This is a genomic window from Streptomyces netropsis (genome assembly GCF_014203545.1).
In the GTDB taxonomy this organism is placed as follows: domain Bacteria; phylum Actinomycetota; class Actinomycetes; order Streptomycetales; family Streptomycetaceae; genus Streptomyces; species Streptomyces netropsis.
The window spans coordinates 310,793-337,172 of sequence record NZ_JACHJG010000004.1; the positions used below are offsets into that span (position 1 = coordinate 310,793).

Genomic DNA, 26,380 nt, shown 5'->3' on the forward strand with positions numbered 1-26,380 from the left:
CTTGTCCTGGTCGGGCCTACGGGGGATGCGGGGCCGGTCTACCGGTCGACGGGCGGGCCGACCGCCACCACGTCGCCGATGACGATGACGGCGGGGGGGCGTATCCCCTCGGCCTTGACCCGCTCCCCCGCCGTGGCGAGCGTCGCGTCGACGCGGCGCTGGGCGGCGGTCGTGCCTTCCTGCACCACCGCGACGGGGGTCTCGGGCGACCGTCCGTGCGCCACGAGGGTCTCGGCGATCGCGGCGATGTTCTCCACCGCCATCAGCAGGACGAGGGTGCCGCGCAGCCGGGCGAGCGCCTCCCAGTCGGCCAGCGACCGGGGGTCGTCGGGTCTGACGTGCCCGCTGACGACCGTGAACTCGTGTGCCACGCCGCGGTGGGTGACGGGGATCCCGGCCGCGGCGGGGACGCTGATCGAGCTGGAGATGCCGGGGACGACGGTACAGGTGATGCCGTGCTCGGCGAGCGCCTGGACCTCTTCCATGCCGCGGCCGAAGACGTACGGGTCGCCGCCCTTGAGACGGACGACGGCCTTGCCGGCCTTGGCGTGCTCGATGAGGGCGTTGTTGATGGCCTCCTGGGCCATGAAGCGGCCGTACGGGATCTTCGCCGCGTCGATCACCTCGACGTGCGGCGGGAGTTCGTCGAGCAGGTCGCGGGGGCCGAGCCGGTCGGCGATGACCACGTCGGCCTCGGCGAGCAGCCGGCGGCCGCGCACGGTGATCAGGTCGGGGTCGCCGGGGCCGCCGCCGACGAGGGCGACGGCGGGTCGGTCGGCGCGGCTGCGGTAGTGCGGCGCGGCCAGCGAGCCGTCGCGCAGGCCCTCGACGACGGCGTCGCGCACGGCGGCCGAGCGGCGCGGGTCCGCTCCGGTGAGTACGGCGACCGTCACGCCCTCGCTGCGGCCGGTGGCCGGGGTCCAGGCGGAGGCGGCCGCGGCGTCGTCGCTGCGCACGGCCCACACCCGGCGGGCCTCGGCCTCGGCGGAGGCGGCTTCGTTGGCGGCCGGGTCGTCGGTGGAGATCAGGGCGTACCAGGCGCCCTCGAAGTCGCCGTCGCGGTAGCGGCGGCGCTCCCAGCGCAGCTCCCCGGCCTCCGCCATCGCCTCGACGGACGGGGTCGCGGAGGGGGAGATCAGCAGGACGTCGGCGCCCGCCGCGATCAGCGCGGGCAGTCGGCGCTGGGCGACCTGTCCGGCGCCGAGGACGACGACGCGACGCCCGGCGAGGCGGAGTCCGACGGGGTAGGCGGCGGCTTCGGTGTGCTCGGCCATGGGGGTGCTGATCTCCTCCGGAATGGCTGGTCAGAGTCTTGGGGGACACCCTACGGTGCCGGGTGCCCGGGCTCCGACGGAGCCGGATGCCCTCGATCGCCGGGCGGGCCTGGTCTTCGGGCCCGCCCGGCGATCGAGGGCGACAGCGCCCCGGTTCCGGGAACGTACTCGGCAGGGGCAGCAGCCTGCCCCCGTGGCGTCAGCCCTTCTCGGCGACCCCGGCCGAGTCGAACGTCGCCACTTCGTGCATGGCGCGGGCGGCGCTCTGCACCACCGGGAGGGCCAGCAGCGCGCCCGTGCCCTCGCCGAGGCGCAGGTCGAGGTCGACCAGCGGGCGCAGGCCCAGCTTGGTGAGCGCGGCGACATGGCCGGGCTCGGCGCTGCGGTGGCCCGCGATGCACGCGGCGAGCGCCTCCGGGGCGATGGCGCGGGCCACGAGTGCGGCCGCTCCGGCGCTCACGCCGTCCAGGATCACGGGGGTGCGCAGCGACGCGCCGCCCAGGATCAGTCCGACGAGCGCGGCGTGCTCCAGCCCGCCGACCGCCGCGAGGACGCCGATCGGGTCCTTGGGGTCCGGCTGGTGGAGTTCCAGGGCGCGCCGTACGACGTCGATCTTGCGGGCGTGCATCTCGTCGTTGATGCCGGTGCCGCGACCGGTGATCTCGCCCGGGTCGGCCTCGGTGTAGATGGAGATGAGGGCGGCCGACACGGTGGTGTTGGCGATGCCCATCTCGCCCGTGAGCAGCGCCTTGTTGCCGGCGGCGACCAGGTCACGGGCCGTCTCGATGCCCACCTCGACGGCGCGCAGCGCCTCTTCGCGGGACATCGCGGGGCCGGTGGTGAAGTCGTTGGTGCCGGGGCGGATCTTGCGGGGCAGCAGGCCGGGGGTGCTGGGCAGTTCGCCCGCGACGCCGACGTCGACGACGCAGACCTCGGCGCCGACCTGGTTGGCGAAGGCGTTGCACACGGCGCCGCCGCCCAGGAAGTTGGCGACCATCTGCGAGGTGACCTCCTGCGGCCACGCGGTGACGCCCTGGGCGTGCACCCCGTGGTCACCCGCGAAGATCGCGACGGCCGCGGGCTCCGGGATGGGCGGCGGGCACTTGCGGGACAGACCGCACAGCTGCGCGGAGATGATCTCCAGCATGCCGAGCGCGCCGGAGGGCTTGGTCATGCGCTTCTGCCGCTCCCACGCCTCGCCGAGCGCCTTGGCGTCGAGCGGGCGGATGCCGCGCAGGGTCTCGGCGAGCAGGTCGTGCGGGTCCTCGCCGGGCAGCGCACGGCGGCCGTACTCCTCCTCGTGCACGACCCACGACAGCGGCCGTCGCTTGGACCAGCCGGCCTGCATCAGCTCGGGCTCGTCCGGGAACTCGTCGACGTAGCCGACGCAGAGGTAGGCGACGACCTCGAGGTGCTCCGGCAGGCCCAGTTCGCGGACCATCTCGCGCTCGTCGAAGAAGCTGACCCAGCCGACGCCGAGGCCTTCGGCGCGGGCGGCGAGCCAGAGGTTCTCGACGGCCAGCGCGGAGGAGTACGGGGCCATCTGCGGCTGGGTGTGCCGGCCGAGGGTGTGCCGGCCACCGCGGGTGGGGTCGGCGGTGACGACGATGTTGACGGGCGTGTCGAGGATCGCCTCGATCTTCAGTTCCTTGAACTGCTTGGCCCGCCCCTTCGGCAGCGACTTCGCGTACGCGTCGCGCTGCCGGGCCGCCAGCTCGTGCATCGTCTGCCGGGTCTCGGCGGAACGGATGACGACGAAGTCCCAGGGCTGCGAGTGCCCGACGCTGGGCGCGGTGTGCGCGGCCTCCAGGACGCGCAGCAGCACCTCGTGCGGGATGGGGTCGGTGCGGAAGCCCTTGCGGATGTCGCGGCGCTCGCGCATCACGCGGTGCACGGCGGCGCGCTCGGCGTCGCCGTACCCGACGGCGGCGGGTCCCGCCGACTCGGCGGGCAGGGGCTCCTCGGCGGGCTCCTCGGCCGGGGCGCTCTCCTCGGCGGGGACGGTTTCCCCGGCGGACTCCTCGGCCGGGGCGCTCTCCTCAGCGAGGGCGGCGGCCGACTCCTGCGGGGCGGCCTCGGTCTGCTCCGGCTCGGTCCGTACGAGTTCGAGGTGCACGGCTTCGGGGGCCCCGGGGGCCTCCGCGGCCGGGTCGGGGACGGTCTGCGGGGTGGTCGGGAGGTGCACTGCGGCCGAGTCCTGCTGTCCGGGGGTGGCGGGCGCTGCCGCGGGGGCGCCTTCGGGAGCGGCGTGCGGGGTCTCGGCCGGGGTGGCGGCGTCGGCACCGGCAGCAGGGGTCGGCTCGGCCTGACCGGCCGGCTCGCCGTCCTGATCGGGTGTCCGCTGCGCGCCCTCGGTGTCGGTCGCGTCGGCGGGGGCCTGCGGTTCGGGCTGCGCGGGGGCGGCCTCGGGCACGGCTTCGGCGGTGACCGGCGGGGTGGCCACCTCTGCCGGGGCCTGCTGCACGGGCTCGGCGGGCGCCGGGACGACGGGGGCCGTGTCCTGCTGACCGGGCACGGACTCGGGCGTCTCGGCGGCGGGCGGCACGACCGGACCCTGGGGCGCGGCGTCCGCGACGGCCTGGACCGGCTGGGCCGACGGCTCGCTCTCGGCGGCCAGCCGGTGGACGTCCGTCGGCTCCTCCGGCGTGGCCTCGGCGACCGGCGCCACGGGAGCGGCCTGCTGCTCGGGCACGGCGACGACGGGCGTCTGCTCGGCGGGGGCCGTGGCGGGAACCTGCTCCTGCTGTGCGGCCTCGGCCGGGACCGGCTGCTGTGCGGCCTCGGCCGGGACCGGCGCGGCTGCCTGGGCAGGCTGCTGGGGAGCGGTAACGACGGGAGCGGGGACGACGGGCACATCGGCCGGGGTGTGCTGCTCAGGCTGCGTGGGGGCGGCCTCGGGCACGGCCTCGGCGGTGACCGGCGGCACAGGCGCCACTACCGGGGTCTGCGGCTCGGCCGCGACCGGCGCGGCGGCCTGCGCCTCGGGCTCGGCGGTGACGGCTTCGGGGGCCTCGGCGGTCGTGGTCGGGGCGACCGGCGCGGTCGGCTCCGGTTCCGCGGCGGGGGCCGCCTCGGCCACCGGCTGCGGGACGGCCGGGGCGTCAGGGGCCTCGGTGGTGGTTGACACCGTGTCAGGGCCGGGGGCGGTCTGCGCCGGCACGGAGACACTGTCAGGTGCCGTCGCGGGAACGGGCTGCGCGGGTTCCGCGACGGGCGCGACCGGCTGCGGGACGGCGGCGACGGGCTGTGCGTCGGGGATCGGCGCGGTCGCGGGCTGCTGGACGGCGTCGGCGGCCTGCGCCACCACGTCGGGCGCGGCCGACGTCGTCTGCTCCGGCTGCTCGTCGGCGGGCGTGGCGGCCACGGGGGCCACAGGGGCCGCGGGCTCGGTCACGTTCGCGGGTGCGTCCGTGGCCTCGGCGACGACGGCAGCGGCCGGCTCGACGGGCACGGCGGGTGCGATCGGCGCGGCGGCCTCGACGGCCGGCTCCACGACGGCCTGCACAGCGGTCTGTGACGGCTCATCGGCGACTATCGACTGACCGGGGACGGACACCGGCGCGCCCATGGCCTGCTCGGACGGACCGCCCGTGGCCTGCTGCGGGACGAAGGCGGCCTGCGGGGCAGCCGTTGCCACGGGCGCTGAAGACGCCGAAGGCACGGAAGGGACAGACGGCACCGCGGAGACCGACGGCACCGCCGGGGCGGGCACGGACTGCTGGGGCTGCTGGGGCTGGGCGTCCCACGGGCCGGGCTGGGCCGGGGCCGCGCCGGGCTGCTGGAGCTGCGCGGAGGCCGGGTCCGCACGCGGGACGTCGAGGTACTCGGGGCCCGGCTGCTGGACCGGGACGGGTACGGGCTGGACCGGCTGGGGTGCCGCCGGGCCCCGGTCGGCGAGGGACCGTACGACGCCGCCGGTGGGATCCGGCACGGGCGGGCCCATGTGCAGCGGGCGCCGCGAGGGCGCCGCGGGCGGCGGGACGCGGACGTCGCCGTAGTCGACGGAGCCGGTGTCCCGGCCGCCGGACTCGTGCGTACCGCCCTGGACCGCCGGCTGTTCCATCCAGGCGCCCTGGGCGCCCGGCATCAGCAGCAGGTCGTCCTCCTCGGTGCCGTCGGCGGCGTCGAGGAAGGTGTAGGAGGGGGTACCGGTGTCGGCAGGGGCTGCGGCCTCCGCGGGGTGCGGCTGGCCGGTCAGTGCGCCTGCGTTCTCCGGCTGTCCCTCGCCCGGGAACTGGCCGGTGTCGGTCATGCGTACCCCTCGCCCATCGGTAGTGCTCCTTCCAACCGCTCACGCCCATAGTCAAGAACGAGCGTCCGTGCCTCGCGGCACGTTGTACGTCGCCCGCACCCACCCTGCCGTGCGCCCCGCCAAGAAGGGGGTGCGTTCGGGACATTGGTGACTGTGGCGTCGGACACCGGGCGGCGGCACAACGATCCGCCAGCCTACCCTCCGCACAGTCGTCCGAGGTCACGGGTGCGTACGACGACCACTCAGCAGAAAGGCTACGGCGCGCTCGCGCTCCACCCAGGCGGTTGTGTCCAACTCCACGGATTGGAGCAGCGCGCACTCCACGGCGTAGCCGCCTTCGGCGAGCGCCCTGCCGACGGCCTCGGCCTCGTCGCGGGTGGCCGCGTGCGTCACGATGCGCTCGGGGCGGCGGGCGGCACAGGCCCTGACGACCGGGGCCCCGCCGCCGCCGACGCGGACCACGTCGGGCTCGGGGAGGTCCTCCAGCACCTGGGGCGCGGTGCCGTGGACGACCTGGAGTTGGACCCCGTACCGGCGGGCGGCCGCGGTGGTGCGGCCGCAGGCGTCGGCGTCGCGGTCCACGGCGAGGACGGCGGCGCCGAAGCGGGCGGCCTCGACGGACAGGGCGCCGCTGCCGGAGCCGATGTCCCAGACCAGGTCGCCGACGCGCGGGCCGAGCCGGGCCAGTTGGGCGGCGCGCAGTTCGGTGCCCTCGCCCTCGCCCCGGCCGCCGCCGTACGCGTCGGTGGGCAGCGCCCAGCCGCGCAGGGCCGGCGGGTAGCCGGGGTCGCGGCCGGCGATCCAGCCGCCCGGGGTCCTCGGCCGGGGGTGTCCGCTGCCCTGGACGGCGCCCGGCGGGGGGCTCGGGGCGGCGCCGGAACCGCCGATGACGATGACGACGTTGGGGTCGCGCCAGGAGTGGTCGGCGGCCTTGTCGGAGGTGAGGACGGTGACCCGCTCCCGCGCGGTGCCCAGTTCCTCGCAGATGACGAAGGTGCGGTGGACGTCGCCGAGCAGCAGGGCGAGTTCGGCGGGCCCGGCACCGGGCGAGGTGAGGACGGCGACCTTGGGGTGGGCGCGGCAGACGTTGACGGCGCGTCGCAGGTCACGGGCGTGGGCGACGACGATCTGGGCGTCGTCCCAGGGCATGCCGGCCCGGGCGAAGGCGGTGGCGACGGAGGAGACGGCGGGTACCACCTCGACCTCGAGGCCGTGTTCGGGTGCGCGCAGGGTCCGTACGACGCCGAAGAAGCCGGGGTCGCCGTCGGCGAGGACCACGGCGGAGCCGCGGTGCTGGGCGATGCGGCGGGCGGCGAGGTCGACGCTGCCGAGCCGGACGCGCTCGGCGGTGGGCGGCAGCTCGGGCAGGGCCAGGTGGTGGGCGGCGCCGGCCACGAGGGTGGCGGCGGCCAGGGCGGAGCGGGCCGCGTCCGACAGGGGGGAGCCGTCCCACCCGATCACCGTGACCCGGTCGGCCATCGTCGTCAGTCTCCTGGGCTTGTCGCGGGGGGCTTGTCGCGGGGCGGGGCCCGTGGTTGCGCGGGCACGGTGAGGGTACCCCGGCAGGCCCGGACCGGAGGGGGTGCGGCGGTGCGCGGAAGAAGGGGGGCTCAGCGCCAGTCGGGGAAGGCGGCGGCGTAGTCGGTGCCGCCGCTGTACTGCTCCTCCATCTCGTCCAGGTCCTCGGGGAGGAGGCTCCAGACGATGAGGTCGGTGCGGATGTCGGTCCAGCCGCCGTCCTCGGTGCGGCTGCGCGCTATGCAGGCGTTGCGCAGGACGCCTTCGCTGATGCAGCCGACCTTCTGGGCCACCTGCTGGGAAGCGGTGTTGTCGGCGGCGGTGCGCAGTTCGAGGCGTTCGAACTTCTGGTCGCGGAAGAGCCACTGGGCGACGGCGACCACGGATTCGCAGGCGTATCCCTCGCCGCGGGCCCAGGGGGCGACGGCGTAGGCGACCTCGGCGGCCAGGGTGCGCCAGTCGGTGTGGCGCAGGTACACGATGCCGACGAGGCGGTGGGTGAGGAATTCGGTGACCGCGAAGACGATCCCGCGTCCTTCGGTGCGCTCGGCGGGGGCGCGCACCAGGGCCCACTCGCGGGCGTCGGCGGTGGTGTAGGGGTGGGGCACGGACGTCCACGCGGTGATGAGCTCGTCGTTCATCATCTCGGCGAGGGCGGGGATGTCCGCGGCGTCGAAGGGGCGCAGCACCAGCCGGTCGGTACTGAGGGAGATGTCCGGAAAGATGGATGTCATGCGCTGCTCCAACGCCGGGGGCGGGTGGGCTCAGGACCGTCTTGAGTGCACCAGCATGCAGCATGTGCACCGTGGTGCGCCAAGCGCCTCGGCCCCGCGCACGCCGTGAGCGTACGCGGGGCCGGAGGTATGCGGTCGGCGGAGGTTACGGAGCGTCAGCTCTGCGCGTTGCCGAAGGCGGGGAGGACGGCGCCGTTGGAGAACTTCTTCTCGATGAACTTCTTGACGTCGTCGGAGTTGAGGAGCTTGGAGAGCTTCGCGATGCGCGGGTCGGCCTCGTTGCCCTTCTTCACGGCCAGGAAGTTGGCGTAGGGGTTGCCCTCGGCCTTCTCCAGGGCCAGGGCGTCCTTGGCCGGGTTGAGCTTGGCGCCGATGGCGAAGTTGCCGTTGATGACGGCGGCGTCGACGTCGGCCAGGCGGGACGGGATCTGGGCGGCCTCCAGCTCGGTGAACTGGATGCCCTTCTTGTCCTCGATGTCGGAGAGCTTGGCCTCGGCGCCGACGCCGTCCTTCAGCTTGATGACGCCGTTGTCGGCGAGGAGCTTGAGGGCGCGGCCCTCGTTGGTGGCGTCGTTGGGCACGGCGACGGTGTTGCCGGACGTGATGTCGCCGACCTTGTCGACCTTCTTGGAGTAGAGGCCGAGCGGCTCGATCTCGACGTTGACGACCGGCACGATGTCGGTCTTGTTCTTCTTGTTGAAGTCGTCGAGGTACGGCTTGTGCTGGAAGAAGTTGGCGTCGACCTCGCCGTTCTGGGTGGCGGTGTTGGGGAGCACGTAGTCGTTGAACTCCTTCACCTCCAGCTTCAGACCGGCCTTCTCCGCCAGGTTGTCTCTGACGTAGTTCAGGATGTCGGCGTGTGGGGTGGGGCTGGCCGCGACCACGAGGGTGGCCTTGGGGTCGGCGTCCTTCCCCTTCTTCCCCGAGCCGCTGGAGGAGGTGTCGGAGGGGGCGCTGCAGGCGCTGAGGCCGAGGGTGAGCGCGGCTGCTGCGGCGACGGCGGCGGTGAGCTTGATGGTGGTACGCACGAAGAGTGCCCCTATCTTGTGTTTCTCGGGTTCACGAGGTGTTGCCGCCCGGCAAAGGGTCCGGGCTCGTGGGTTCGGTGGGGGGTGTGGCCCCGCCGGTCAGCGGGTCTCGGTGAGAGCGACCGCTTCGTTCGTGGCCGGCTCCGGCGTGGGGGCCGGTGCGGCGGGCTTGACGGACGGGGCCCACAGCCTGCGCAGGCCCACGGCCGCCGCCTGGGCGCCACCGCGTCGGGCGAGGCGCCGTACGGCCAGGTCACCGGCGAACTGCACGACGGTCACGATGACGATCAGCAGCACGATGGTGATGTTCATCAGGCCGGTCTCGTGGCGCATGTAGCCGTAGGTGATGGCGAGGTTGCCCAGGCCGCCGCCGCCGACCGCGCCGGCCATCGCGGAGTAGCCGATGAGGGCGATGACGGTGGTGGTCAGGCCCGCGATGAGCGAGGGCAGGGCCTGCGGGAGCAGCACCTTGAAGACGACGGTCCAGGTGCCGCCGCCCATCGACTGCGCGGCTTCGACCAGGCCCTTGTCCACCTCGCGGACCGCGGTCTCCACCAGGCGGGCGAAGAACGGGACGGCGCCGATGACCAGGGCCACCACGGCGGCGCTGGGGCCGATGGACGTGCCGACGATCGCGCGGCTGAGGGGAATCAGCCAGACGATGAGGATGATGAAGGGCAGCGAGCGGCCGAGGTTCACGATCGTGCCGATCACCCGGTTGACCACCACGTTCTGCAGCAGCGCGCCGCGGTCGGTGAGGACCAGCAGGATGCCCAGCGGGACGCCGCCGATGACGGAGTAGACCGCGGACCACCACACCATGAAGAGGGTGTCCAGACACGCGTCGTGCAGCAGGGGCTGCATCTCGGACCAGGTCACTTGGCACCTTCCTTGAGGAGCGCGTCGGCCGGGGCCGGCGAGGGGACGGTGGCGGAGGCCGTTTCCCCGTGGGGGGCGACCTCGACCTGGAGGCCCTGCTCACGCAGGAAGCCGATCGGGACGACGTTCTCCTCGAAGCGGCCGGGCAGCTCGATGCGCATCCGGCCGACCTGCTTGCCGGCGACGGTGTCCATCGCGGCGCCCAGGATCGAGATGTCGATGTTGTACGTGCGGGACAGCTGGGAGATGACCGGCTGGGTCGCGGCGTCGCCGTGGAAGGTGACGTCCACGACGGTGCGGTCGGGGCCGGACGGCTCGCCGCCGACGGGGAAGAGCTCCGCCGCGAGCTCGGAGCCGGGGGTGGCGAGCAGCTCGGAGACGGTGCCGGACTCCACGACGCGGCCGCCCTTCATCAGGGCCGCGGAGTCGCAGATGGTCTTGACGACGTCCATCTCGTGGGTGATGAGGAGGACGGTCAGGCCGAGCTGCTGGTTGAGGTCGCGCAGCAGCTGGAGGATGGAGCGGGTGGTCTCCGGGTCGAGCGCGGAGGTCGACTCGTCGGACAGCAGCACCTTGGGGTCGCCGGCGAGGGCGCGGGCGATGCCGACGCGCTGCTTCTGGCCACCGGAGAGCTGACCGGGGTAGGCCTTGGCCTTGTCGGCGAGGCCGACGAGGTCGAGGAGTTCGAGGGCCTTGCGGCTGCGCTCCTTGCCGGAGAGGCCGAGGATCTCGAGCGGCAGCTCGACGTTGGCCTGCACGGTCCGCGAGGAGAGCAGGTTGAAGTGCTGGAAGACCATGCCGATGTGGCTGCGCGCCTTGCGCAGCCCCGCGTTGGCGCGGGGACCGCGGCCGGCGAGGGCCGTGAGGTCCTGACCGTTGACGGTGACCGTGCCGGAGCTGGGGCGCTCCAGGAGGTTGACGCAGCGGATGAGGGTCGACTTTCCGGCGCCGCTCTGGCCGACGACGCCGTACACCTCGCCCTCACGCACATGCAGATCGACGCCGTCGAGGGCGGTGACCTCGCGGCCGCGTGAGCGGTAGACCTTTGTCAGGCCCGTAGTGGTGATCACAGGGGATTCCGTCACTGTCGAGTGCGCGGTGGCGGTGCCACCGGGCACGGGCATTCATTGCGGAACGCGGCATGGGGAGTACCCGGCGGGCGCGGTCAGGCGCGGCTTCGGGATTCCTGGTGACGCGGGGCGGAGCGGTCCGGTCCGGCGGCGGTGCCGGTCGGGGGGCTCACAGGGTCTCGCTTCGGGGCGCGAGGCACAGAACGGGGGCCCTCAGCGGTCACACATTCGACACATGCAAGCAGCACCGGGCGTGGTCATCGCCTCGGTCGCAAGGGTGCGGCTGCTCGTCGTGGTCATGCGAGCCAGTAAAACAGAAGGACATGCGAGTCGAACAAGCTTGTCCGAATACTGGACGAGATTGTTCGAGGGGCGGACGGATCCGGAATGTATTCCCCCCGTTCGCCGTGACCTTCGGCGATCTTCGACACAGCACCTGTGGCCTGCGTGAATACCGCCGGTAAGCCCTCGTCGGGGAGTCGTCCGGCCGGCACCCCGGACGCCTCGGGTGTGGCACAGGCCACGGTACCCGTCGCTGCCGGGTGGGCCTCCCGGCCCGTCGCGGCGGCGGCCTCGCGCACGCGTCGGCCCGGGGCCGCGCGCGGTGGCCCCGCGTCCGCCGATTAAAGTCGTCCCATGCTTGTCCAGCCCCCTCCGCCCGTCCGCGCCGCAGCCCGGAGGCCCCGGTGATCGACGCGCTGACGCTGGCGGTCGGCCTGGCCGCCCTCGCCCTGGCCGCCTGGTGCGGCTTCGCGTTCTCGCGCGACCAGTCCACCAAGGACTGGCACTTCATCGGCATGGCCGTGGTGTCCGTCCTGGCGCTCGTCCAGCTCGTCGTCGGTGTGGTGCGGCTGGCCGGCGGCGACAGGCCCGCACAGGGCATGGCGATCTTCCTCGCCTATCTGCTCGGCTCGGCGGCCACCGTGCCGGCCGCGGGGTTCATGTCGCTGGCCGAGCGGACCCGCTGGGGCTCGGCGACCGTCTCGGCGGGTGCCGTGATCCTCGCGGTGCTCGAAGTCCGGCTGTACGACATCTGGGGAGGCTGACCGTGTCCGAACCCGTGAAGGTGCGCGAAGGCGCCGCCGGCGCGTCCGACGACAAGCCCGGTTTCGATCTCGGCAGCGGCCCGGGGCGACTGCTCGTCTGGCTCTACGGGGTGTTCACCGTCGCGGCGGCGTCCCGCTCCGTCGTGCAGGTGATCCTGGACTTCGGCCGGGCGCCGCTCGCCTACGTCCTGTCCGCCGTCGCCGCGGTGGTGTACGCCTTCATCACGTACTCCCTGGTGCGCGGCGGCGAGACGGCCCGCAAGGCGGCGCTGGTGTGCTGCGCCGCCGAGCTGGCCGGTGTCCTCGTCGTCGGCACCTGGACGCTCGTCGAACCGTCCGCCTTCCCCGACGCGACGGTCTGGTCGGACTACGGCATGGGCTATCTCTTCATCCCGGTGATCCTGCCCGTGACCGCGATGGTCTGGCTGCGCCGGTCCGCCCGCCGCTAGGGCGTGTCAGCAAAGTCCCGCCTGCGGCGGCGAGCGCCCTGCGGGCGCGTCCTCAAGCGCCGGACGGGCTGATTTCAGCCCGTCCGGCGCTTGAGGACACAGCACAGCAGCCCGTCCAGCGCTTGAGGACACCGCCGCGCAGCGGAGGTGCACACGCCACGGCCCGCTGGGCCAAGCGCACACCCGCCAAGACCGGCCGGCCCCTCAGGCGCTCGGCACGTAGACGGCCTCCTGGACCTCCTGTGCGGCCCCCACCGCCTTCTCCAGCGTGACCAGGGTGAATTTCCGTGTGACCTGCTCGGTGCCGGTCTGCGCGTAGCCCCACTTGCGGTAGAGCCGCAGATTGCCCTCGCTGCGCTGGCCGGTGGCGAGGCGGTACAGACGTGCGGAGCACTCCCCCGCCAGCCGCTCCTCGAGCGCGCCGAGCAGCCGGCCGCCCAGGCCGTGCCGCCGCATCCGGGGATGCACGATGAGCCCCGTGATCACGGCCGTGCCCTGTCCGTCGACCGTGCCGCGCACCGATCCGACGACCTCCTCGCCCAGCCGGGCCACCAGCACACAGCCGTCGCCCAGTTCGGCGCGGAGCGCGTCGAGGCTCTGCGTCAGAGGTTCGAGGGAGTAGTCGCCGTACAGCTCGGCTTCGCTCTGGTAACAGAGGTACTGGAGTTTGAAGATCTGCTCGGCATCGTGCTCGGTCGCCGCAGAGATGGTCACGCTCATGCCCATGTGCGCATGCCTCCCCTTTTCGGTTCGGTCCGCTCTGACAGGAGCCGCCGCGCTGTACGTCGTCTCCGTGACGTCGGCCGTCTAACGCTCCTTTCCCCCGCGTTCAGGAGCCGCAACCTCCGCCATGAGCATTCTGCGCAGGCATCCCAGGCATCGGGAACGGACCGGCCCCAATGATCCTTGTGAGATACCCAACTCCCCTGCGATTTCTCGGTAGGTCGGGTCGCTCCCGGACAGCAGGGCGCTCAGCAGCCGGGGGCACCGGCCGGGCAGCCGCCGCACGGCGGCGCGCAGTTCGCGGCCCGTCTCGGCAGCGAGGACCTCCTGCTCGACGCGGGACCCGTCACGGGAGGGGGCGGGCTGCGGCGGCTCGACGCCGGTGGGGTCGTACGGCACCTCGCGCCGGGCGCGGCGGCGCGCGGCGCGGGCCTCGGCCCGTACCGCGGCGCGTAACCGCGCGGCGGCTCCCCTGCCGCGGCCGATCGCCGAGGGGCCGTGCCGGCCCTCGCTCAGCAGCCGTACCCAGACGCCCTGTTCGAGGTCGGCCGCTTCCACGCCGGCCGCCGGTGCCTCCGCCGCGCACTCCGCCGCGAGCAGCGGGCGCAGCGAGGTCAGAAGATCGTTCGGTGTCATGCCGGGCGGGACGTGCCGCGCGATCCGTCGGTTTCCGGGTGCGGGGTGCCATCACTCGCACGAGTGGGTTTACCCGGCGGGAGAAGAATGGTTCCTGGGGCGGGCACCCGGCGCGAGAGGCCGGTGGGGCCCGGCCCGGCGCGGGGGTGGGCGTACGCCGTGGCGCCGCCCGCCCCCGCGCCGGGGCGGGGCCGTCCGTTGACGGGGTCACCTTGACGCGGGTCCCCCGGGGTGGGAGACCCGGCCGGGGTCAGCCCTTGACGAAGTCGGCCCGCGCGAGGGCCGCCGTGTCGCAGTTGTCCGAGAAGATGCCGTCGATGCCGGTGGCGAAGTAGGTCTTGAACGCGCCGAAGACGTCACCGTAGGCGTTGGGGTCCGTGCCGCGGCGGAAGTCGGCGGGCAGGAAGCTGTTCTCGTTGCGCATCGTGTAGGGGTGCAGGATCAGCCCCGCGGCGTGCGCGTCACGGACGAGGGTGGTGGGCTTGGTGAGCTTGTCGTTCTTGTCCCGGGGGATGATCAGGTTCAGCCACGGGCCGATGCCCTGGGCGAAGCCGGTGACCCACTTCAGGCCCTTGGGCGTGATGAGGTCGGCGACCGTGCGCGGGTCCTTGGCCTCGACGAAGTCCCAGGGACGGGTGTTCAGGTCGTCCAGCAGGAGCACCTTGGGGCAGTCGACGCCGAGCCGGTTCAGCCGCTGGAGGCTGCCGGGCTCGAACGACTGCAGGAAGGTGTGGCTGTTGCGCCCGGCGCGCCCGTAGCGGCGCAGCAGCTTGGCGAGGCGCTCCTCCAGGCCGAGGCCGGCCTTGCGGAAGTACGTGGGGTGCTTGGTCTCTATGTGCAGCCATATCCGCCGGCCGCGCTTGCGGCCCTGCTCGTCGGCCCACTTCAGGACCTCTTCGAGGGTGGGCACCTGCCAGCGGCCGTCGTAGAGGGTGTTGTGCCCGCGGGTGCCGGGGATGCGCTCCTTGGCGCGGAGCGTCTTCAGCTCGGCGAGGGTGAAGTCCTCGGTGAACCAGCCGGTGTGCGCCTCGCCGTCGACGGTCTTGGTGGTCTTGCGGGACGCGAACTCGGGGCGGGCGGCGACATCGGTGGTGCCGGTGATGTCGTTCTCGTGGCGGCAGACGAGGTGCCCGTCCTTGGTGGGGACGACGTCCTGCTCGATGACGTCCGCGCCGTTGTCGAGGGCGAACTGGTAGGAGCCGAGGGTGTGCTCGGGCCGGTAGCCGCTGCCGCCGCGGTGGCCGATGACGGTCGGCTTCGGCAGGTCCTTGTACGAGCCGCCGTGGCCGGCCTGACCGTCGCGTCCCGTGCCGCTCTGCGCCGCCACCGCCGGGGCCGCACCGCTGCCCACGACGACCGCTCCGGCGCCGAGGGCCGCGGCGGCCCCCAGCAGCGTGCGCCTGCCCGGCCGCTGCTCCTGCTGCATGAACACTCCTCGTTGTGCTTTCGTCCGGCACCTGTCCGGCACCTGTCAGACGCGCCGATCGTAGACACGTACGACTGTCATAGGGGAAGACGGGGCGGGAACGTGGTGGAAACTCACGTCAACGCTGTGTATCCACTCCGTGAACCCGGTGTGCGCGGGGGAGGTACCCGCGAGTATCGTCCTCACCTGCGCAGGCATGCGCCACACCGAACATCACGACCGGAGGGCCCGTTGTCCCGCATCTTGCTCAAGGCGTTTCTCGGATTGCTCATGCGCGTCCTGTACCGCCCGAAGGTGGAGGGCGTCGAGCACATCGCCGAGAACGGTCCGGTGATCCTGGCCGGTAACCACGTCACCTTCGTGGACTCCTTGTTCCTCGCACTGATCCTCAAGCGGCAGGTCTTCTTCATCGGCAAGGACGAGTACGTCACGGGCAAGGGCGTCAAGGGACGGCTGATGGCGTGGTTCTTCACCTCGTCCGGCATGATCCCGGTGGACCGCGACGGCGGCCGCGGTGGCGCCGCGGCGCTGATGACGGGCAAGCGCGTCCTGCAGGAGGGCAAGGTCTTCGCCATCTACCCGGAGGGCACCCGCTCCCCCGACGGCCGTCTCTACCGCGGTCGCACCGGCATCGCGCGCCTCGCGCTGATGACCGGCGCGCCCGTGGTCCCGTTCGCGATGGTCGGCACCGAGAAGGTCCAGCCGAACGGCAAGGGCATCCCCCGCATCGCGCCGGTGACCGTGCGCTTCGGCGAGCCGCTGGACTTCTCCCGCTACGAGGGCATGGACCGCGACCGCTACGTCCTGCGGGCCGTCACCGACGAGGTCATGAGCGACGTCATGCGACTGTCGGGCCAGGAGTACGTCGACATGTACGCGACCAAGGCACGGGAGAAGGCTGCCTGACGGCCGCCCGACGGCAGCACTCCTGACCCGGGACCACTAGGCCCGGCCGACGCAACGGGGCTGGAAGCCCGGGTCGGCCGGGCCCTTGTGCGCCAGGGCGTCGAGCACCCACTGGGCGACGACCGGGTCCTTGGTCGCCTGGTCGTGCATGTAGAGGTCGAGCGGGCACTTGTCCTGGAGCACGACGTTGGTGAGGTGCTCCTTCTCCCCGGTGAGCAGCGCGCTCGTATACGGGATGACGACCTCGTCGTAGCGCGTGGTGATGACCGTGTAGTCCGGTCCGGCCGGGGTCTCGTCACCCGCGTTGAGCTTCTGCAGCAGCTCGGAGCCGACCTGCTGGTCGACGCAGGACGGGCAGAAGGTCCAGCCGGCGGCGATCGCGAGCGGGTTCTTCGTGCCGTGGTTGGAGGGGACGATGCCGACGAGGTCGTCGACCTTGTCGGCGCCGCCGAGGAACTTCACGTAGTAGCGCGGCAGCATGCCGCCCTGGCTGTGGCCGACGATGTCGACCTTCTCGGCGCCCGTCGCGCCCCGCACGGCCTCGACGAAGTCCCGCAGCTCGGCGGCCGACTGCGGGATCGGGTCGGTCTCCAGGTGCCCGTAGTTGAAGGCGAAGACGCAGTAGCCCGCCTCCTTCAGCTTGGGCGAGAGCTTCGACCAGTTCTCCGCCATCAGCTTGAAGGTGCCGTTGACCAGCACGACGGGCTGCGGGTGGGCCGAATCCGGCTTGCAGGACCAGTCGTTGGCACCGCTGGGCGGGACGTCGAGCACCGACGCGGAGGCCGGGGCCGAGAGACCGGTGAGGCCGAGCGCGGCGGTGGCCGCGGCGGCGATCAGGAACCGGACTGTTCTACGCAGACGCATGGGGGGATTCCTTCGAGGCACGGGACTCTCGTCCGAACGTCGTCGTCCGGACACACCAGCCGAACGCTGTTCGGCAATACCGACCGGTAACCACGATGGTTCCGCGCGCATAAGGACCCCGTCAAGACACTTTTGTTCACGAAAACGTCACGCGGACCGGAGCAACATGCTCCGGTCCGCGTGACGTTGCGGGCTCCGCCGGGCGGCCTCAGTGCCCGCCGCCCTCCAGCCGCTGTCCGCGCAGCAGGAACCAGGCGGCGACCGCCGTGGCGAGCAGGACCACCGCGCCGACGCCCGAGGCGATCTGCAGGCCGTCGACGAAGGCCTCCTGGGCCGAGGCGAGCAGGGCCCCACCGGTGTCCGCCGGGAGGTCGGCGGCAATCTCGACCGCGCCGCCCAGGGACTCGTGGGCCTCGGCCGCCGCGGCCGGCGGGACGCCCTCGGGGGTGGCGAAGTCGGAGTAGACGCCGGTGACGACCGAGCCGAGGAGGGCGATGCCGAGGGCGGCACCGAGCTCGTAGGCCGTCTCGGAGACCGCCGAGGCCGCGCCCGCCTGCTCCTTGGGCACGCTGGAGAGGATCACATCGGCGGTGACGGTGAAGGAGAAGCCCGCACCGACACCGACGAGCAGCAACAACGCACCGAGGATCGGATAGGCCGTGTCGGTCTGCAGCCACACGAGCACGGCGAGGGAGACACCGATGGCGCCGAGCCCGCCCGCCACCACGGACCGCACGGAGTAGCGCCGGGCCACCCTGCCCGCGAGCAGACCCGCGGTGACCGCGCCGACGGCCGCCGGCAGCTCCGCGAGGCCCGCCTCCAGCGGGTCGCGGCCCTGGACCAGCTGCAGGAACTGCGAGAGGAAGAACACCAGCCCGGAGAGGCCGAGGATCGTCAGCAGATCGGCGAGGACGGCGCCGGAGAAGCCCCGGTGGTGGAAGAGCCGCATGTCCAGCAGGGGCGAGGGCAGGGTGAGCTGCCGGCGGACGAACCACACCAGCGCCAGCACGCCGACGGCGGCCGCGAGGAGGACGTACCAGTGGAGGCCGTTCGCCGCCCCCTCCTTGATGGCGAAGACGATCGCCACGATGCCGATCATCGACAGGGCGACGCTGGGCAGGTCCCACGGACCGGGCGAGGGGTCGCGCGACTCGGGCAGCAGCTTGATGCCGACGAGGACGAGGACGGCCATGACCGGCAGGTTGATCAGGAAGACCGAACCCCACCAGAAGTGCTGCAGCAGGAAGCCGCCCACGACCGGGCCCACGGCCGCTCCCGCGGAGGCCATCGCACCCCAGATGCCGATGGCGAAGCTGCGCTCCTTGGGGTCGTGGAAGATGTTGCGGATGAGGGCGAGGGTGGAGGGCATCAGCGTCGCGCCCGCCACGCCCAGCAGGGCGCGGGCGACGATCATCATCTCCGGGCTCGTCGCGTAGGCGTTGAGCACCGACACCGCGCCGAACGCCACGGCGCCGGTCAGCAGCAGCCTCTTGCGCCCGATGCGGTCACCGAGGCTGCCCATGGAGACCAGGAGTCCGGCGATGACGAAGGAGTAGATGTCGCCGATCCACAGCAGCTGGGTGGCCGACGGGCGCAGGTCCTCGCTGAGGAAGGGCGTCGCGAGACCGAGGACGGTCGCGTCGATGGCGACGAGCAGGACGGCGAGGACGAGGACGGTGAGTGCGAGCCAGCGCCCGGGACGCGGCGTTTCGGACTGCGGGCCGTCGGTACGGCTGTCGGTGGGGCCGGTCACTGTTTCATCCTCCGCTGCGCGCCCCCGAGCAGCAGCTCGGCGACCATGCGGGTGCGGTCCTTGGCGGCCACCCGGCCGTCCTGTACGGCCCAGGCTCCGGCGCCGATCAGTCCGTAGAGCGCCTCGGTGAGCCAGGCGGGTGACAGCTCCAGCCGGAAGGCGCCCTCCTCCTGGCCCCGTTGGAAGAGGGCCGTGACGCGGGCGTCGAGTCTGTTCCAGCCCTCGTTGAGGCCGGCCTCGTAGAGCTGGTTCTCGGTGTAGAGGAAGGCCATGATCCCGGCGACCGGTTCGGTCGCCGCGATGAGCCGGCGCAGGGCCTCGGCCGCGTCACCCTCCTCGGTCCGGGCCTCGTCCAACGCCCGCTCGAACTGCTCGATGCCCAGGTCCTCCAGGGCCCGGACGAGCGCGTCGCGCCCGGCGAAGTGGCGGTGGAGGGTGGCGCGGCTGATTCCGGCGGCCTTGGCGATCTCGTCCATGGAGGCGGTGGCCTTGCGGGTGAGCAGGGCGGCCGCCTCGGCGAGCACATGGTCACGGTCGACACTCATGAGACGACGATAACCCGAATGAGACAGTGATGTCTCATTCGGGTGATCGCCGTCTCAGGGTCGACGTCTCAGGGTCGACGTCTCAGTGGTGCGTCAGGGACCCGGTCAGCTCCGCTTCGCGTCCGCCCATTCCCGCTGGACCGCGAGGTCGGCCTTGACCTCGGTCAGCTGGACGGCGACCGCCGACGGCGCCGTACCGCCCCGGCCGGAGCGCGAGGCGAGCGCGCCGGGCACGTTGAGGACCGTGCGGACCTCGGGCGTCAGGTGCGGCGAGATGGCGGCGAACTGCTCGTCGGTCAGCTCGTCCAGCTCGATGCCCCGCGCCTCGCACTCCTTCACACACTCCCCCGCGACCTCGTGCGCCACGCGGAACGGCACCCCCTGCTTGACCAGCCACTCGGCGATGTCGGTGGCCAGCGAGAAACCCGCGGGGGCCAGTTCCGCCATCCGGGCGCGGTTGACGGTGAGGGTCGCCATCATCCCGGTGAAGGCCGGGAGCAGGACCTCCAGCTGGTCACAGGAGTCGAAGACCGGCTCCTTGTCCTCCTGGAGATCGCGGTTGTAGGCGAGCGGCAGGGCCTTGAGCGTCGCCAGCAGCCCGGTCAGATTGCCGATCAGCCGCCCGGACTTGCCCCGGGCCAGCTCCGCGATGTCCGGGTTCTTCTTCTGCGGCATGATCGAGGAGCCGGTGGAGAAGGCGTCGTGGAGGGTCACGAAGGAGAACTCCTTCGTGTTCCAGATGATGATCTCCTCGGCGATCCGCGACAGATCGATGCCGATCATCGCCGTGATGAAGGCGAACTCGGCGACGAAGTCCCGCGAGGCCGTCCCGTCGATGCTGTTGCCCACCGAGCCGCGCTCGAAGCCGAGGTCGGCGGCGACCGCCTCCGGGTCGAGCCCGAGGGAGGATCCGGCGAGGGCGCCCGAGCCGTACGGGGAGACGGCCGTGCGCTCGTCCCACTGCCGCAGCCGCTCGGCGTCCCGGCCCAGCGCCTGGACATGGGCGAGGACGTGGTGGGCGAAGAGCACCGGCTGGGCGTGCTGGAGGTGCGTGCGGCCCGGCATGGCGACGTCCGCGTGCGCCTCCGCCAGCTGGACCAGGGCCTCCTGGAGGTCGGTGATCAGTCCGCCGATGATCCGGGCGTGGTCGCGCAGATACATCCGGAAGAGCGTGGCGACCTGGTCGTTGCGGGACCGGCCGGCGCGCAGCTTGCCGCCGAGGTCGGGGCCGAGCCGCTCCAGCAGCCCCCGCTCGAGGGCGGTGTGCACGTCCTCGTCGGCGATGGTGCCGACGAAGGAGCCGGCCGCGACGTCGGCCTCGAGTAGCCCGAGCCCGTCGATCATCCGCTGGAGTTCGTCCGCCGTCAGCAGCCCGGCCCGGTGCAGCACGCGCGCGTGCGCGCGGGAGCCCGCGATGTCGTAGGGCGCCAGACGCCAGTCGAAGTGGACGGACGCGGAGAGCTTGGCGAGGGCCTCGGCGGGTCCGTCCGCGAACCGGCCGCCCCACAGCCGTACGTCGCCGCTGCTGGCGTTGCTCACTTGCTGCTCCTCAAGGCTGGTGGTGTGCGGCCGCCTCCCCGCCCGGGGGCGGGGAGGCGGCTTCGAAACGAGGGGTGACAGGCGTGAAAGCCGTGTCGCGGCGCTTAACGCGACGGGTCAGACCAGGTCACGCTTGGCGGCGATCTTCGACGACAGACCGAAGATCTCGATGAAGCCCTTGGACAGCGACTGGTCGAAGGTGTCGCCCGTGTCGTAGGTGGCGAGGTTGAAGTCGTAGAGCGACTGCTCGGACTTCCGCCCGGTGACGACGGCCCGGCCGCCGTGCAGCGTCATCCGGATGTCACCGGAGACGTGCTCGTTGGCCTCGGCGATGAAGCCGTCCAGGGCCCGCTTGAGCGGGGAGAACCACAGGCCGTCGTAGACCAGCTCGCTCCACCGCTGCTCGACCTGCCGCTTGTACCGGGCGAGCTCGCGCTCGACGGTGACGCTCTCCAGCTCCTGGTGCGCAGTGATCAGCGCGATCGCGCCGGGCGCCTCGTAGATCTCCCGGGACTTGATGCCCACCAGCCGGTCCTCGACCATGTCGAGCCGGCCGACGCCCTGCGCACCGGCCCGCTCGTTGAGCTGCTGGATGGCCTGCAGGACCGAGACGGGCTTGCCGTCGATGGCGACCGGGACACCCTGCTCGAAGGTGATGATCACCTCGTCGGCCTCCCGGGGGGTGGCCGGGTTGGCGGTGTAGTCGTAGACGTCCTCGATCGGCGCGTTCCAGATGTCCTCGAGGAAGCCGGTCTCGACGGCCCGGCCGAAGACGTTCTGGTCGATGGAGTACGGGGACTTCTTGGTGGTCGCGATCGGGAGGTCCTTCGCCTCGCAGAAGGCGATGGCCTTGTCCCGGGTCATGGCGTAGTCACGGACCGGCGCGATGCACTTGAGCTGCGGGGCGAGGGAGGAGATACCGGCCTCGAACCGCACCTGGTCGTTGCCCTTGCCCGTGCAGCCGTGGGCGACCGTGGTCGCGCCGTGCTTCTGGGCGGCGGCGACGAGGTGCTTGACGATCGTCGGCCGGGAGAGGGCGGAGACCAGCGGGTAGCGGTCCATGTAGAGGGCGTTGGCCTTGATCGCCGGGAGGCAGTACTCGTCGGCGAACTCGTCCTTGGCGTCCGCGACCTCCGCCTCGACCGCACCGCACGCGAGCGCGCGCTTGCGGATGACGTCCAGGTCCTCGCCGCCCTGGCCGACATCGACGGCGACGGCGATGACCTCGGCGCCCGTCTCCTCGGCGATCCAGCCGATGGCGACGGAGGTGTCCAGGCCGCCGGAGTAGGCGAGTACGACGCGCTCGGTCACGGGTTTCTCCTTACGGTGCAAACGCTGATGAGCATAAGTATGCACTGGACCGTATGTTTCGTCAACGTCGACGGGAATCCGGGCGTCGGACGGGGTCGGCGGGGCGGCCGTTTAGTGATCAACCGGAATCAAACGCCCTCATCCGGAGGACTCCGAGGGGGACGGTCCCGCGCCGCGAGGGCGTCCGACGGCAGCGGCGAGGGCCGTGCGGGGGCCGCGCACAGGGGGGTCGGTGACCCGAGTTCGATATTCGCCCCGGAACAGGGTATTTTTCTTCTGCGCGCCCGTTCAGGGGAAACCCGCAGACGGGGCGTGCACCGGGACGTGGCGCAGCTTGGTAGCGCACTTGACTGGGGGTCAAGGGGTCGCAGGTTCAAATCCTGTCGTCCCGACGGTGCGGAAGCGGCTTCGCCGCTCGGAGGTTCTCCTCCGGGCGGCGGGGCCGTTTTTCATTGGCTGCGGCCATGCCCCGTGACGGCCCGTCACACGACGACGGCCACCCCGGCGCGAGGCGCGCGGGATGGCCGTGGGGCGGTGGGGCGGCTGCCGCCGGGGCTCAGCCTTCCTTCTGGGCCAGCCGCAGCAGGTGGTCCGCCAGCGCCTGGCCGCCCTTGGGGTCGCGGCTGATGAGCATGACGGTGTCGTCGCCGGCGATCGTGCCGATGATCTCGTGGACGCCCGCCTGGTCGATGGCCGAGGCGAAGAACTGGGCGGCCCCCGGCGGGGTGCGCAGCACCACGAGGTTGGCGGACGCCTCCGCCGAGATCAACAGCTCGGCCGCCAGCCGGCCCATCCGGGCCTCGGTCGCGGACTCGCCCAGCGGGGCCCGCGGGGTGCGGTCGCCGCCCTCGGAGGGCACGGCGTAGATCAGCTCGCCACCGGTGTTACGGATCTTGACCGCGCCCAGCTCGTCGAGGTCCCGGGAGAGCGTCGCCTGGGTGACGGACAGGCCGTCGTCGGCGAGCAGCTTGGCCAGCTGGCTCTGGGACCGCACGGGTTGCCGGCCGAGGATGTCCACGATCCGGCGGTGGCGGGCGGTGCGGGTCTGCGGTACTGCCTGCCCGCCGTGGAACGGCTCGGGCTCCTGCGCCTCGGTCATCGTCTCGTCAGTCTCCGGATCGTCGTTCCCCATGGGCCCCGTCGGCCTCGTGCGCCCCCGCGACAGCGTCCAGGACACCGGGCAGCGCCCGGAGGAACGATTCCACGTCATCTTCGGTGATGATCAGCGGAGGGGCCAGCCGCACCACGTGGGGTGCGACCGCGTTCACCAGGAGGCCGGCGTCCTGTGCCGCCTGCTGCACGTTCGGTGCGAGGGGCTCCGAAAGGACAATACCCAGCAGAAGGCCCGCGCCACGGACGTGGTCGACCAGGGGGTGCCGGAGGGCGGTGATCCCGTCACGCAGCAACTCTCCCGTGCGCTTGACTCCGTCAAGTACCCCGTCGCCCGCGAGGGTGTCCAGGACCGCCAGGGCGGCCGCGCAGGCGACCGGGTTGCCGCCGAAGGTCGAGCCGTGCTGACCGGGCGTCAGCAGGTCGGCCGCGGGGCCGAAGGCCAGGGTCGCGCCGATCGGCAGCCCGCCGCCGAGGCCCTTGGCGAGGGTGACGACATCGGGCTCGACACCCTGCGCCTGGTGCTCGAACCAATGGCCGGTGCGGCCGATACCTGTCTGGATCTCGTCCAGGACCAGGAGCGTCCCGGTGGCCCGGGTGATCTCACGGGCGGCGGCGAGATAGCCCGCGGGCGGCACGACCACGCCACTCTCGCCCTGCACCGGCTCCAGCACCACCAGCGCGGTGTCGGTGGTGACCGCGGCGCGGAGCGCCTCGGCATCCCCGTACGGGACGTGCGTGACCTCGCCGGGCAGCGGCAGGAACGGATCCTGCTTCGCCGGCTGGCCGGTGAGCGCCAGGGCGCCCATGGTGCGGCCGTGGAAACCGCCGAGGGTGGCGACCATGTGGGTACGGCCCGTACGCCGCCCGATCTTGAAGGCCGCCTCGATCGCCTCGGCACCGGAGTTGGAGAAGTAGACGCGACCGGGGCGCCCGGCGAGCGTCAGGAGCCGCTCCGCGAGCGCGACCGGGGGCTCGGCGGTGAAGAGGTTGGATACGTGGCCGAGCGTGGCGATCTGCTCCGACACCGCCCGGACGACGGCCGGGTGCGCGTGGCCGAGGGCGTTGACGGCGATGCCGCCGACGAAGTCCAGATAGCGCTTGCCGTCCGCGTCCCAGACCTCGGTGCCCGCACCGCGGACCAGGGGGATCCGCGGGGTGCCGTAGTTGTCCATCAGGGCGCCCTGCCAGCGCCGCGTCAGCTCGTCGTTGCTCACAGCGTGGCCCCCTCGACCGGCTTGTCCGGCACGACCATCGTGCCGACGCCCTCATCAGTGAAGATCTCCAGCAGGATCGAGTGCTGGACCCGGCCGTCGATCACCCGGGCGGTGGTGACGCCGTTGCGCACGGCGTGCAGACAGCCCTCCATCTTGGGGACCATCCCGCTGGCCAGCTCCGGCAGCAGCGTCTCCAACTCGCTCGCGGTGAGCTGGCTGATGACGTCGTCGCTGTTGGGCCAGTCCGCGTAGAGCCCCTCGACGTCGGTGAGGACCATCAGCGTCTCGGCGCCCAGGGCGGCGGCGAGGGCGGCCGCGGCGGTGTCGGCGTTGACGTTGTACACGTGATCGTCGTCCGCGCTGCGGGCGATGGAGGAGACGACGGGGATCCGGCCGTCGTCCAGCAGCGCCTGAATGGCCCCGGTGTCGATCGCGGCGATCTCGCCGACCCGGCCGAGGTCCACCCGCTCACCGTCGCTCTCGGCGTAGCGCTTGGTCGCGGTCATGGTGTGGGCGTCCTCGCCGGTCATACCGACGGCGAGCGGCCCGTGCTCGTTGAGCAGCCCGACCAGCTCGCGCTGCACCTGCCCGGCGAGCACCATCCGCACGACATCCATCGCCTCGGGGGTGGTGACCCGCAGCCCGGCCTTGAACTCGGACGTCAGGCCCAGCTTTTCCAGCTGCGCGCTGATCTGCGGCCCGCCGCCGTGCACGACGACCGGGCGCAGGCCCGCGTGGCGCAGGAAGACGACGTCCTGGGCGAAGGCGGCCTTCAGCTCCTCGTCGACCATGGCGTTGCCGCCGAACTTGATGACGACGGTCTTGCCGTGATGCCGCGTCAGCCAGGGCAGGGCCTCGACGAGGGTCCGGGCCTTGGGCAGGGCGGTGTGCTTGCGGGCGGTGGTCGGCGGGGTGGTCGCCGGGCTCGTGTCGCTCATGAGGAGTACGCGCTGTTCTCGTGGACGTAGTCGGCGGTGAGGTCGTTGGCCCAGATGACGGCGGACTCGGTGCCGGCCGACAGATCGGCGGTGATCCGGACCTCCCGGTAGCGCATGTCGACGAGGTCGCGGTCCTCGCCCACCGAACCCTCCTTGCAGACCCAGACACCGTTGATGGCCACATTGAGCCGGTCGGGGTCGAAGGCCGCCGAGGTGGTGCCGATCGCGGAAAGCACCCGGCCCCAGTTCGGGTCCTCGCCGTGGATGGCGCACTTGAGGAGATTGTTGCGGGCGATGGAGCGGCCCACCTCGACGGCGTCGTCCTCGGTGGCGGCACCGACGACCTCGATACGGATGTCCTTCGAGGCCCCCTCGGCATCCCCGATGAGCTGGCGGGCGAGATCGTCGCAGACCGTCCGCACGGCCTCGGCGAAGGCGTCCGCGGCCGGGACCGTGCCCGAGGCACCGGAGGCGAGGAGCAGCACGGTGTCGTTGGTGGACATGCAGCCGTCCGAATCGACCCGGTCGAAGGTCTGCCGGGTGGCGGAGCGCAGGGCCGCGTCCAGTCCGGCCGCGTCGACGTCGGCGTCGGTGGTGAGGACGACGAGCATCGTGGCGAGGCCGGGGGCGAGCATGCCCGCGCCCTTGGCCATGCCGCCGACGGTCCAGCCGTCGCCCTGGGCCACGGCCGTCTTGTGGACCGTGTCGGTGGTCTTGATGGCGATGGCGGCCTTCTCACCGCCGTGCGCGGAGAGCTCGGCGGCGGCCTTCCCGATGCCCGGCAGCAGCTTGTCCATCGGCAGCCGCACCCCGATGAGGCCGGTCGAGGCGACGGCGATCTCCCCCGCGTTGCCCCCCAGCACCTCGGCCGCCTTCTCGGCGGTGGCGTGCGTGTCCTGGAAGCCCAGCGGACCGGTACAGGCGTTGGCACCACCGGAGTTGAGGACGACGGCCGAGACCTGCCCGCCCTTGAGCACCTGCTCGGACCAGCGGACCGGAGCGGCCTTGACGCGGTTGGAGGTGAAGACGCCGGCGGCGGCCAGACGGGGGCCCTCGTTGACCACGAGGGCGAGGTCGGGGTTACCGCTCTCCTTGATCCCGGCGACGATGCCCGCCGCCGTGAATCCCTTTGCTGCCGTGACGCTCACTGCATCTCCTTGTT

22 protein-coding genes and 1 tRNA gene are annotated in these 26,380 nt (G+C 72.3%); 4 read left to right on the plus strand and 19 right to left on the minus strand.

The window, feature by feature from the left end:
* Positions 1 to 38 precede the first annotated feature (38 nt).
* The 7 genes from cobA to FHS38_RS12585 all read right to left on the minus strand — a co-directional run bounded on the left by cobA (position 39) and on the right by FHS38_RS12585 (position 10,809).
* A complete protein-coding gene (cobA, locus tag FHS38_RS12555) occupies positions 39 to 1,274 on the minus strand; it encodes a uroporphyrinogen-III C-methyltransferase (RefSeq protein ID WP_184733602.1) in 1,236 nt (411 codons plus the stop codon).
* A 199-nt stretch (positions 1,275 to 1,473) separates the two neighbouring features.
* The gene (gene cobT / locus FHS38_RS12560; protein ID WP_184733603.1) at positions 1,474 to 5,526 is read right to left on the minus strand and encodes a nicotinate-nucleotide--dimethylbenzimidazole phosphoribosyltransferase; all 4,053 of its coding nucleotides are present in this window, start codon (positions 5,524 to 5,526) and stop codon (positions 1,474 to 1,476) included.
* A gap of 219 nt (positions 5,527 to 5,745) precedes the next feature.
* On the minus strand, positions 5,746 to 7,005 hold the full coding sequence (gene cbiE, locus FHS38_RS12565; RefSeq protein WP_184733604.1) for a precorrin-6y C5,15-methyltransferase (decarboxylating) subunit CbiE: 1,260 nt from the start codon (positions 7,003 to 7,005) through the stop codon (positions 5,746 to 5,748).
* Between the two features lie 131 nt (positions 7,006 to 7,136).
* Positions 7,137 to 7,778 carry a GNAT family N-acetyltransferase gene (locus FHS38_RS12570; RefSeq protein ID WP_184733605.1) on the minus strand — a complete coding sequence of 214 codons (642 nt, stop codon included), beginning with the start codon at positions 7,776 to 7,778 and terminating at the stop codon, positions 7,137 to 7,139.
* Positions 7,779 to 7,933: 155 nt separating this feature from the next.
* Positions 7,934 to 8,806, minus strand: a complete 873-nt coding sequence (locus tag FHS38_RS12575) for a MetQ/NlpA family ABC transporter substrate-binding protein (protein WP_184733606.1) — start codon at positions 8,804 to 8,806, stop codon at positions 7,934 to 7,936.
* Between the two features lie 99 nt (positions 8,807 to 8,905).
* A complete protein-coding gene (locus tag FHS38_RS12580) occupies positions 8,906 to 9,685 on the minus strand; it encodes a methionine ABC transporter permease (protein WP_229822402.1) in 780 nt (259 codons plus the stop codon).
* Positions 9,682 to 10,809: a methionine ABC transporter ATP-binding protein gene (locus FHS38_RS12585; RefSeq protein ID WP_221494903.1), complete on the minus strand. Its 1,128-nt coding sequence runs from the start codon at positions 10,807 to 10,809 to the stop codon at positions 9,682 to 9,684. Before FHS38_RS12585 ends, FHS38_RS12580 begins: the two co-directional genes overlap by 4 nt.
* Before the next feature lie 632 nt (positions 10,810 to 11,441).
* On the opposite strand from FHS38_RS12585, the gene FHS38_RS12590 reads away from it, so the two are divergent.
* Together FHS38_RS12590 and FHS38_RS12595 are read left to right on the plus strand one after the other, a co-directional pair.
* A complete protein-coding gene (locus tag FHS38_RS12590) occupies positions 11,442 to 11,801 on the plus strand; it encodes a hypothetical protein (RefSeq protein WP_184733608.1) in 360 nt (119 codons plus the stop codon).
* 2 nt (positions 11,802 to 11,803) lie between these two features.
* Entirely contained in the window at positions 11,804 to 12,250 is a 447-nt protein-coding gene (locus FHS38_RS12595; RefSeq protein ID WP_373301802.1) for a hypothetical protein, read from the plus strand.
* 204 nt (positions 12,251 to 12,454) lie between these two features.
* Here the strand turns inward: FHS38_RS12595 and FHS38_RS12600 are convergent, their stop codons facing one another.
* From FHS38_RS12600 to FHS38_RS12610, 3 genes are all read right to left on the minus strand, one after another.
* Entirely contained in the window at positions 12,455 to 12,976 is a 522-nt protein-coding gene (locus tag FHS38_RS12600) for a GNAT family N-acetyltransferase (RefSeq protein WP_184733609.1), read from the minus strand.
* Positions 12,977 to 13,057: 81 nt separating this feature from the next.
* Positions 13,058 to 13,609 carry a sigma-70 RNA polymerase sigma factor region 4 domain-containing protein gene (locus tag FHS38_RS12605; RefSeq protein WP_184733610.1) on the minus strand — a complete coding sequence of 184 codons (552 nt, stop codon included), beginning with the start codon at positions 13,607 to 13,609 and terminating at the stop codon, positions 13,058 to 13,060.
* A gap of 250 nt (positions 13,610 to 13,859) precedes the next feature.
* Positions 13,860 to 15,035 carry a glycerophosphodiester phosphodiesterase gene (locus FHS38_RS12610; RefSeq protein ID WP_184733611.1) on the minus strand — a complete coding sequence of 392 codons (1,176 nt, stop codon included), beginning with the start codon at positions 15,033 to 15,035 and terminating at the stop codon, positions 13,860 to 13,862.
* 231 nt (positions 15,036 to 15,266) lie between these two features.
* On the opposite strand from FHS38_RS12610, the gene FHS38_RS12615 reads away from it, so the two are divergent.
* Positions 15,267 to 15,941 (plus strand): lysophospholipid acyltransferase family protein, encoded by a 675-nt coding sequence (locus FHS38_RS12615; protein ID WP_184733612.1) that lies wholly within the window; start codon positions 15,267 to 15,269, stop codon positions 15,939 to 15,941.
* A 36-nt stretch (positions 15,942 to 15,977) separates the two neighbouring features.
* Here FHS38_RS12615 and FHS38_RS12620 read toward each other — a convergent pair whose 3' ends face one another.
* From FHS38_RS12620 to FHS38_RS12640, 5 genes are all read right to left on the minus strand, one after another.
* Positions 15,978 to 16,805: an alpha/beta fold hydrolase gene (locus tag FHS38_RS12620; RefSeq protein WP_184733613.1), complete on the minus strand. Its 828-nt coding sequence runs from the start codon at positions 16,803 to 16,805 to the stop codon at positions 15,978 to 15,980.
* A gap of 208 nt (positions 16,806 to 17,013) precedes the next feature.
* On the minus strand, positions 17,014 to 18,558 hold the full coding sequence (locus FHS38_RS12625) for an MFS transporter (protein WP_184733614.1): 1,545 nt from the start codon (positions 18,556 to 18,558) through the stop codon (positions 17,014 to 17,016).
* A complete protein-coding gene (locus FHS38_RS12630) occupies positions 18,555 to 19,103 on the minus strand; it encodes a TetR/AcrR family transcriptional regulator (RefSeq protein ID WP_184733615.1) in 549 nt (182 codons plus the stop codon). Before FHS38_RS12630 ends, FHS38_RS12625 begins: the two co-directional genes overlap by 4 nt.
* Before the next feature lie 105 nt (positions 19,104 to 19,208).
* Entirely contained in the window at positions 19,209 to 20,642 is a 1,434-nt protein-coding gene (gene argH / locus FHS38_RS12635; RefSeq protein WP_184733616.1) for an argininosuccinate lyase, read from the minus strand.
* 117 nt (positions 20,643 to 20,759) lie between these two features.
* A complete protein-coding gene (locus FHS38_RS12640) occupies positions 20,760 to 21,953 on the minus strand; it encodes an argininosuccinate synthase (protein ID WP_184733617.1) in 1,194 nt (397 codons plus the stop codon).
* Positions 21,954 to 22,271: 318 nt separating this feature from the next.
* Here FHS38_RS12640 and FHS38_RS12645 point away from each other — a divergent pair.
* Positions 22,272 to 22,345 (plus strand) — tRNA-Pro (locus FHS38_RS12645).
* Between the two features lie 164 nt (positions 22,346 to 22,509).
* Here FHS38_RS12645 and FHS38_RS12650 read toward each other — a convergent pair.
* Genes FHS38_RS12650 through argJ form a run of 4 tightly spaced genes read right to left on the minus strand, consistent with a single transcriptional unit; the run spans position 22,510 to position 26,366 of the window.
* Positions 22,510 to 23,052 carry an arginine repressor gene (locus tag FHS38_RS12650; protein ID WP_184733618.1) on the minus strand — a complete coding sequence of 181 codons (543 nt, stop codon included), beginning with the start codon at positions 23,050 to 23,052 and terminating at the stop codon, positions 22,510 to 22,512.
* Positions 23,053 to 23,059: 7 nt separating this feature from the next.
* Positions 23,060 to 24,280 carry an acetylornithine transaminase gene (locus FHS38_RS12655; RefSeq protein ID WP_184733619.1) on the minus strand — a complete coding sequence of 407 codons (1,221 nt, stop codon included), beginning with the start codon at positions 24,278 to 24,280 and terminating at the stop codon, positions 23,060 to 23,062.
* Complete coding sequence (argB, locus tag FHS38_RS12660; protein WP_184733620.1) at positions 24,277 to 25,218, minus strand: acetylglutamate kinase; 942 nt, start codon at positions 25,216 to 25,218, stop codon at positions 24,277 to 24,279. The genes FHS38_RS12655 and argB overlap by 4 nt, the downstream gene beginning before the upstream one ends.
* Positions 25,215 to 26,366: a bifunctional glutamate N-acetyltransferase/amino-acid acetyltransferase ArgJ gene (gene argJ, locus FHS38_RS12665; protein WP_184733621.1), complete on the minus strand. Its 1,152-nt coding sequence runs from the start codon at positions 26,364 to 26,366 to the stop codon at positions 25,215 to 25,217. The genes argB and argJ overlap by 4 nt, the downstream gene beginning before the upstream one ends.
* Between the last annotated feature and the right edge of the window lie 14 nt (positions 26,367 to 26,380).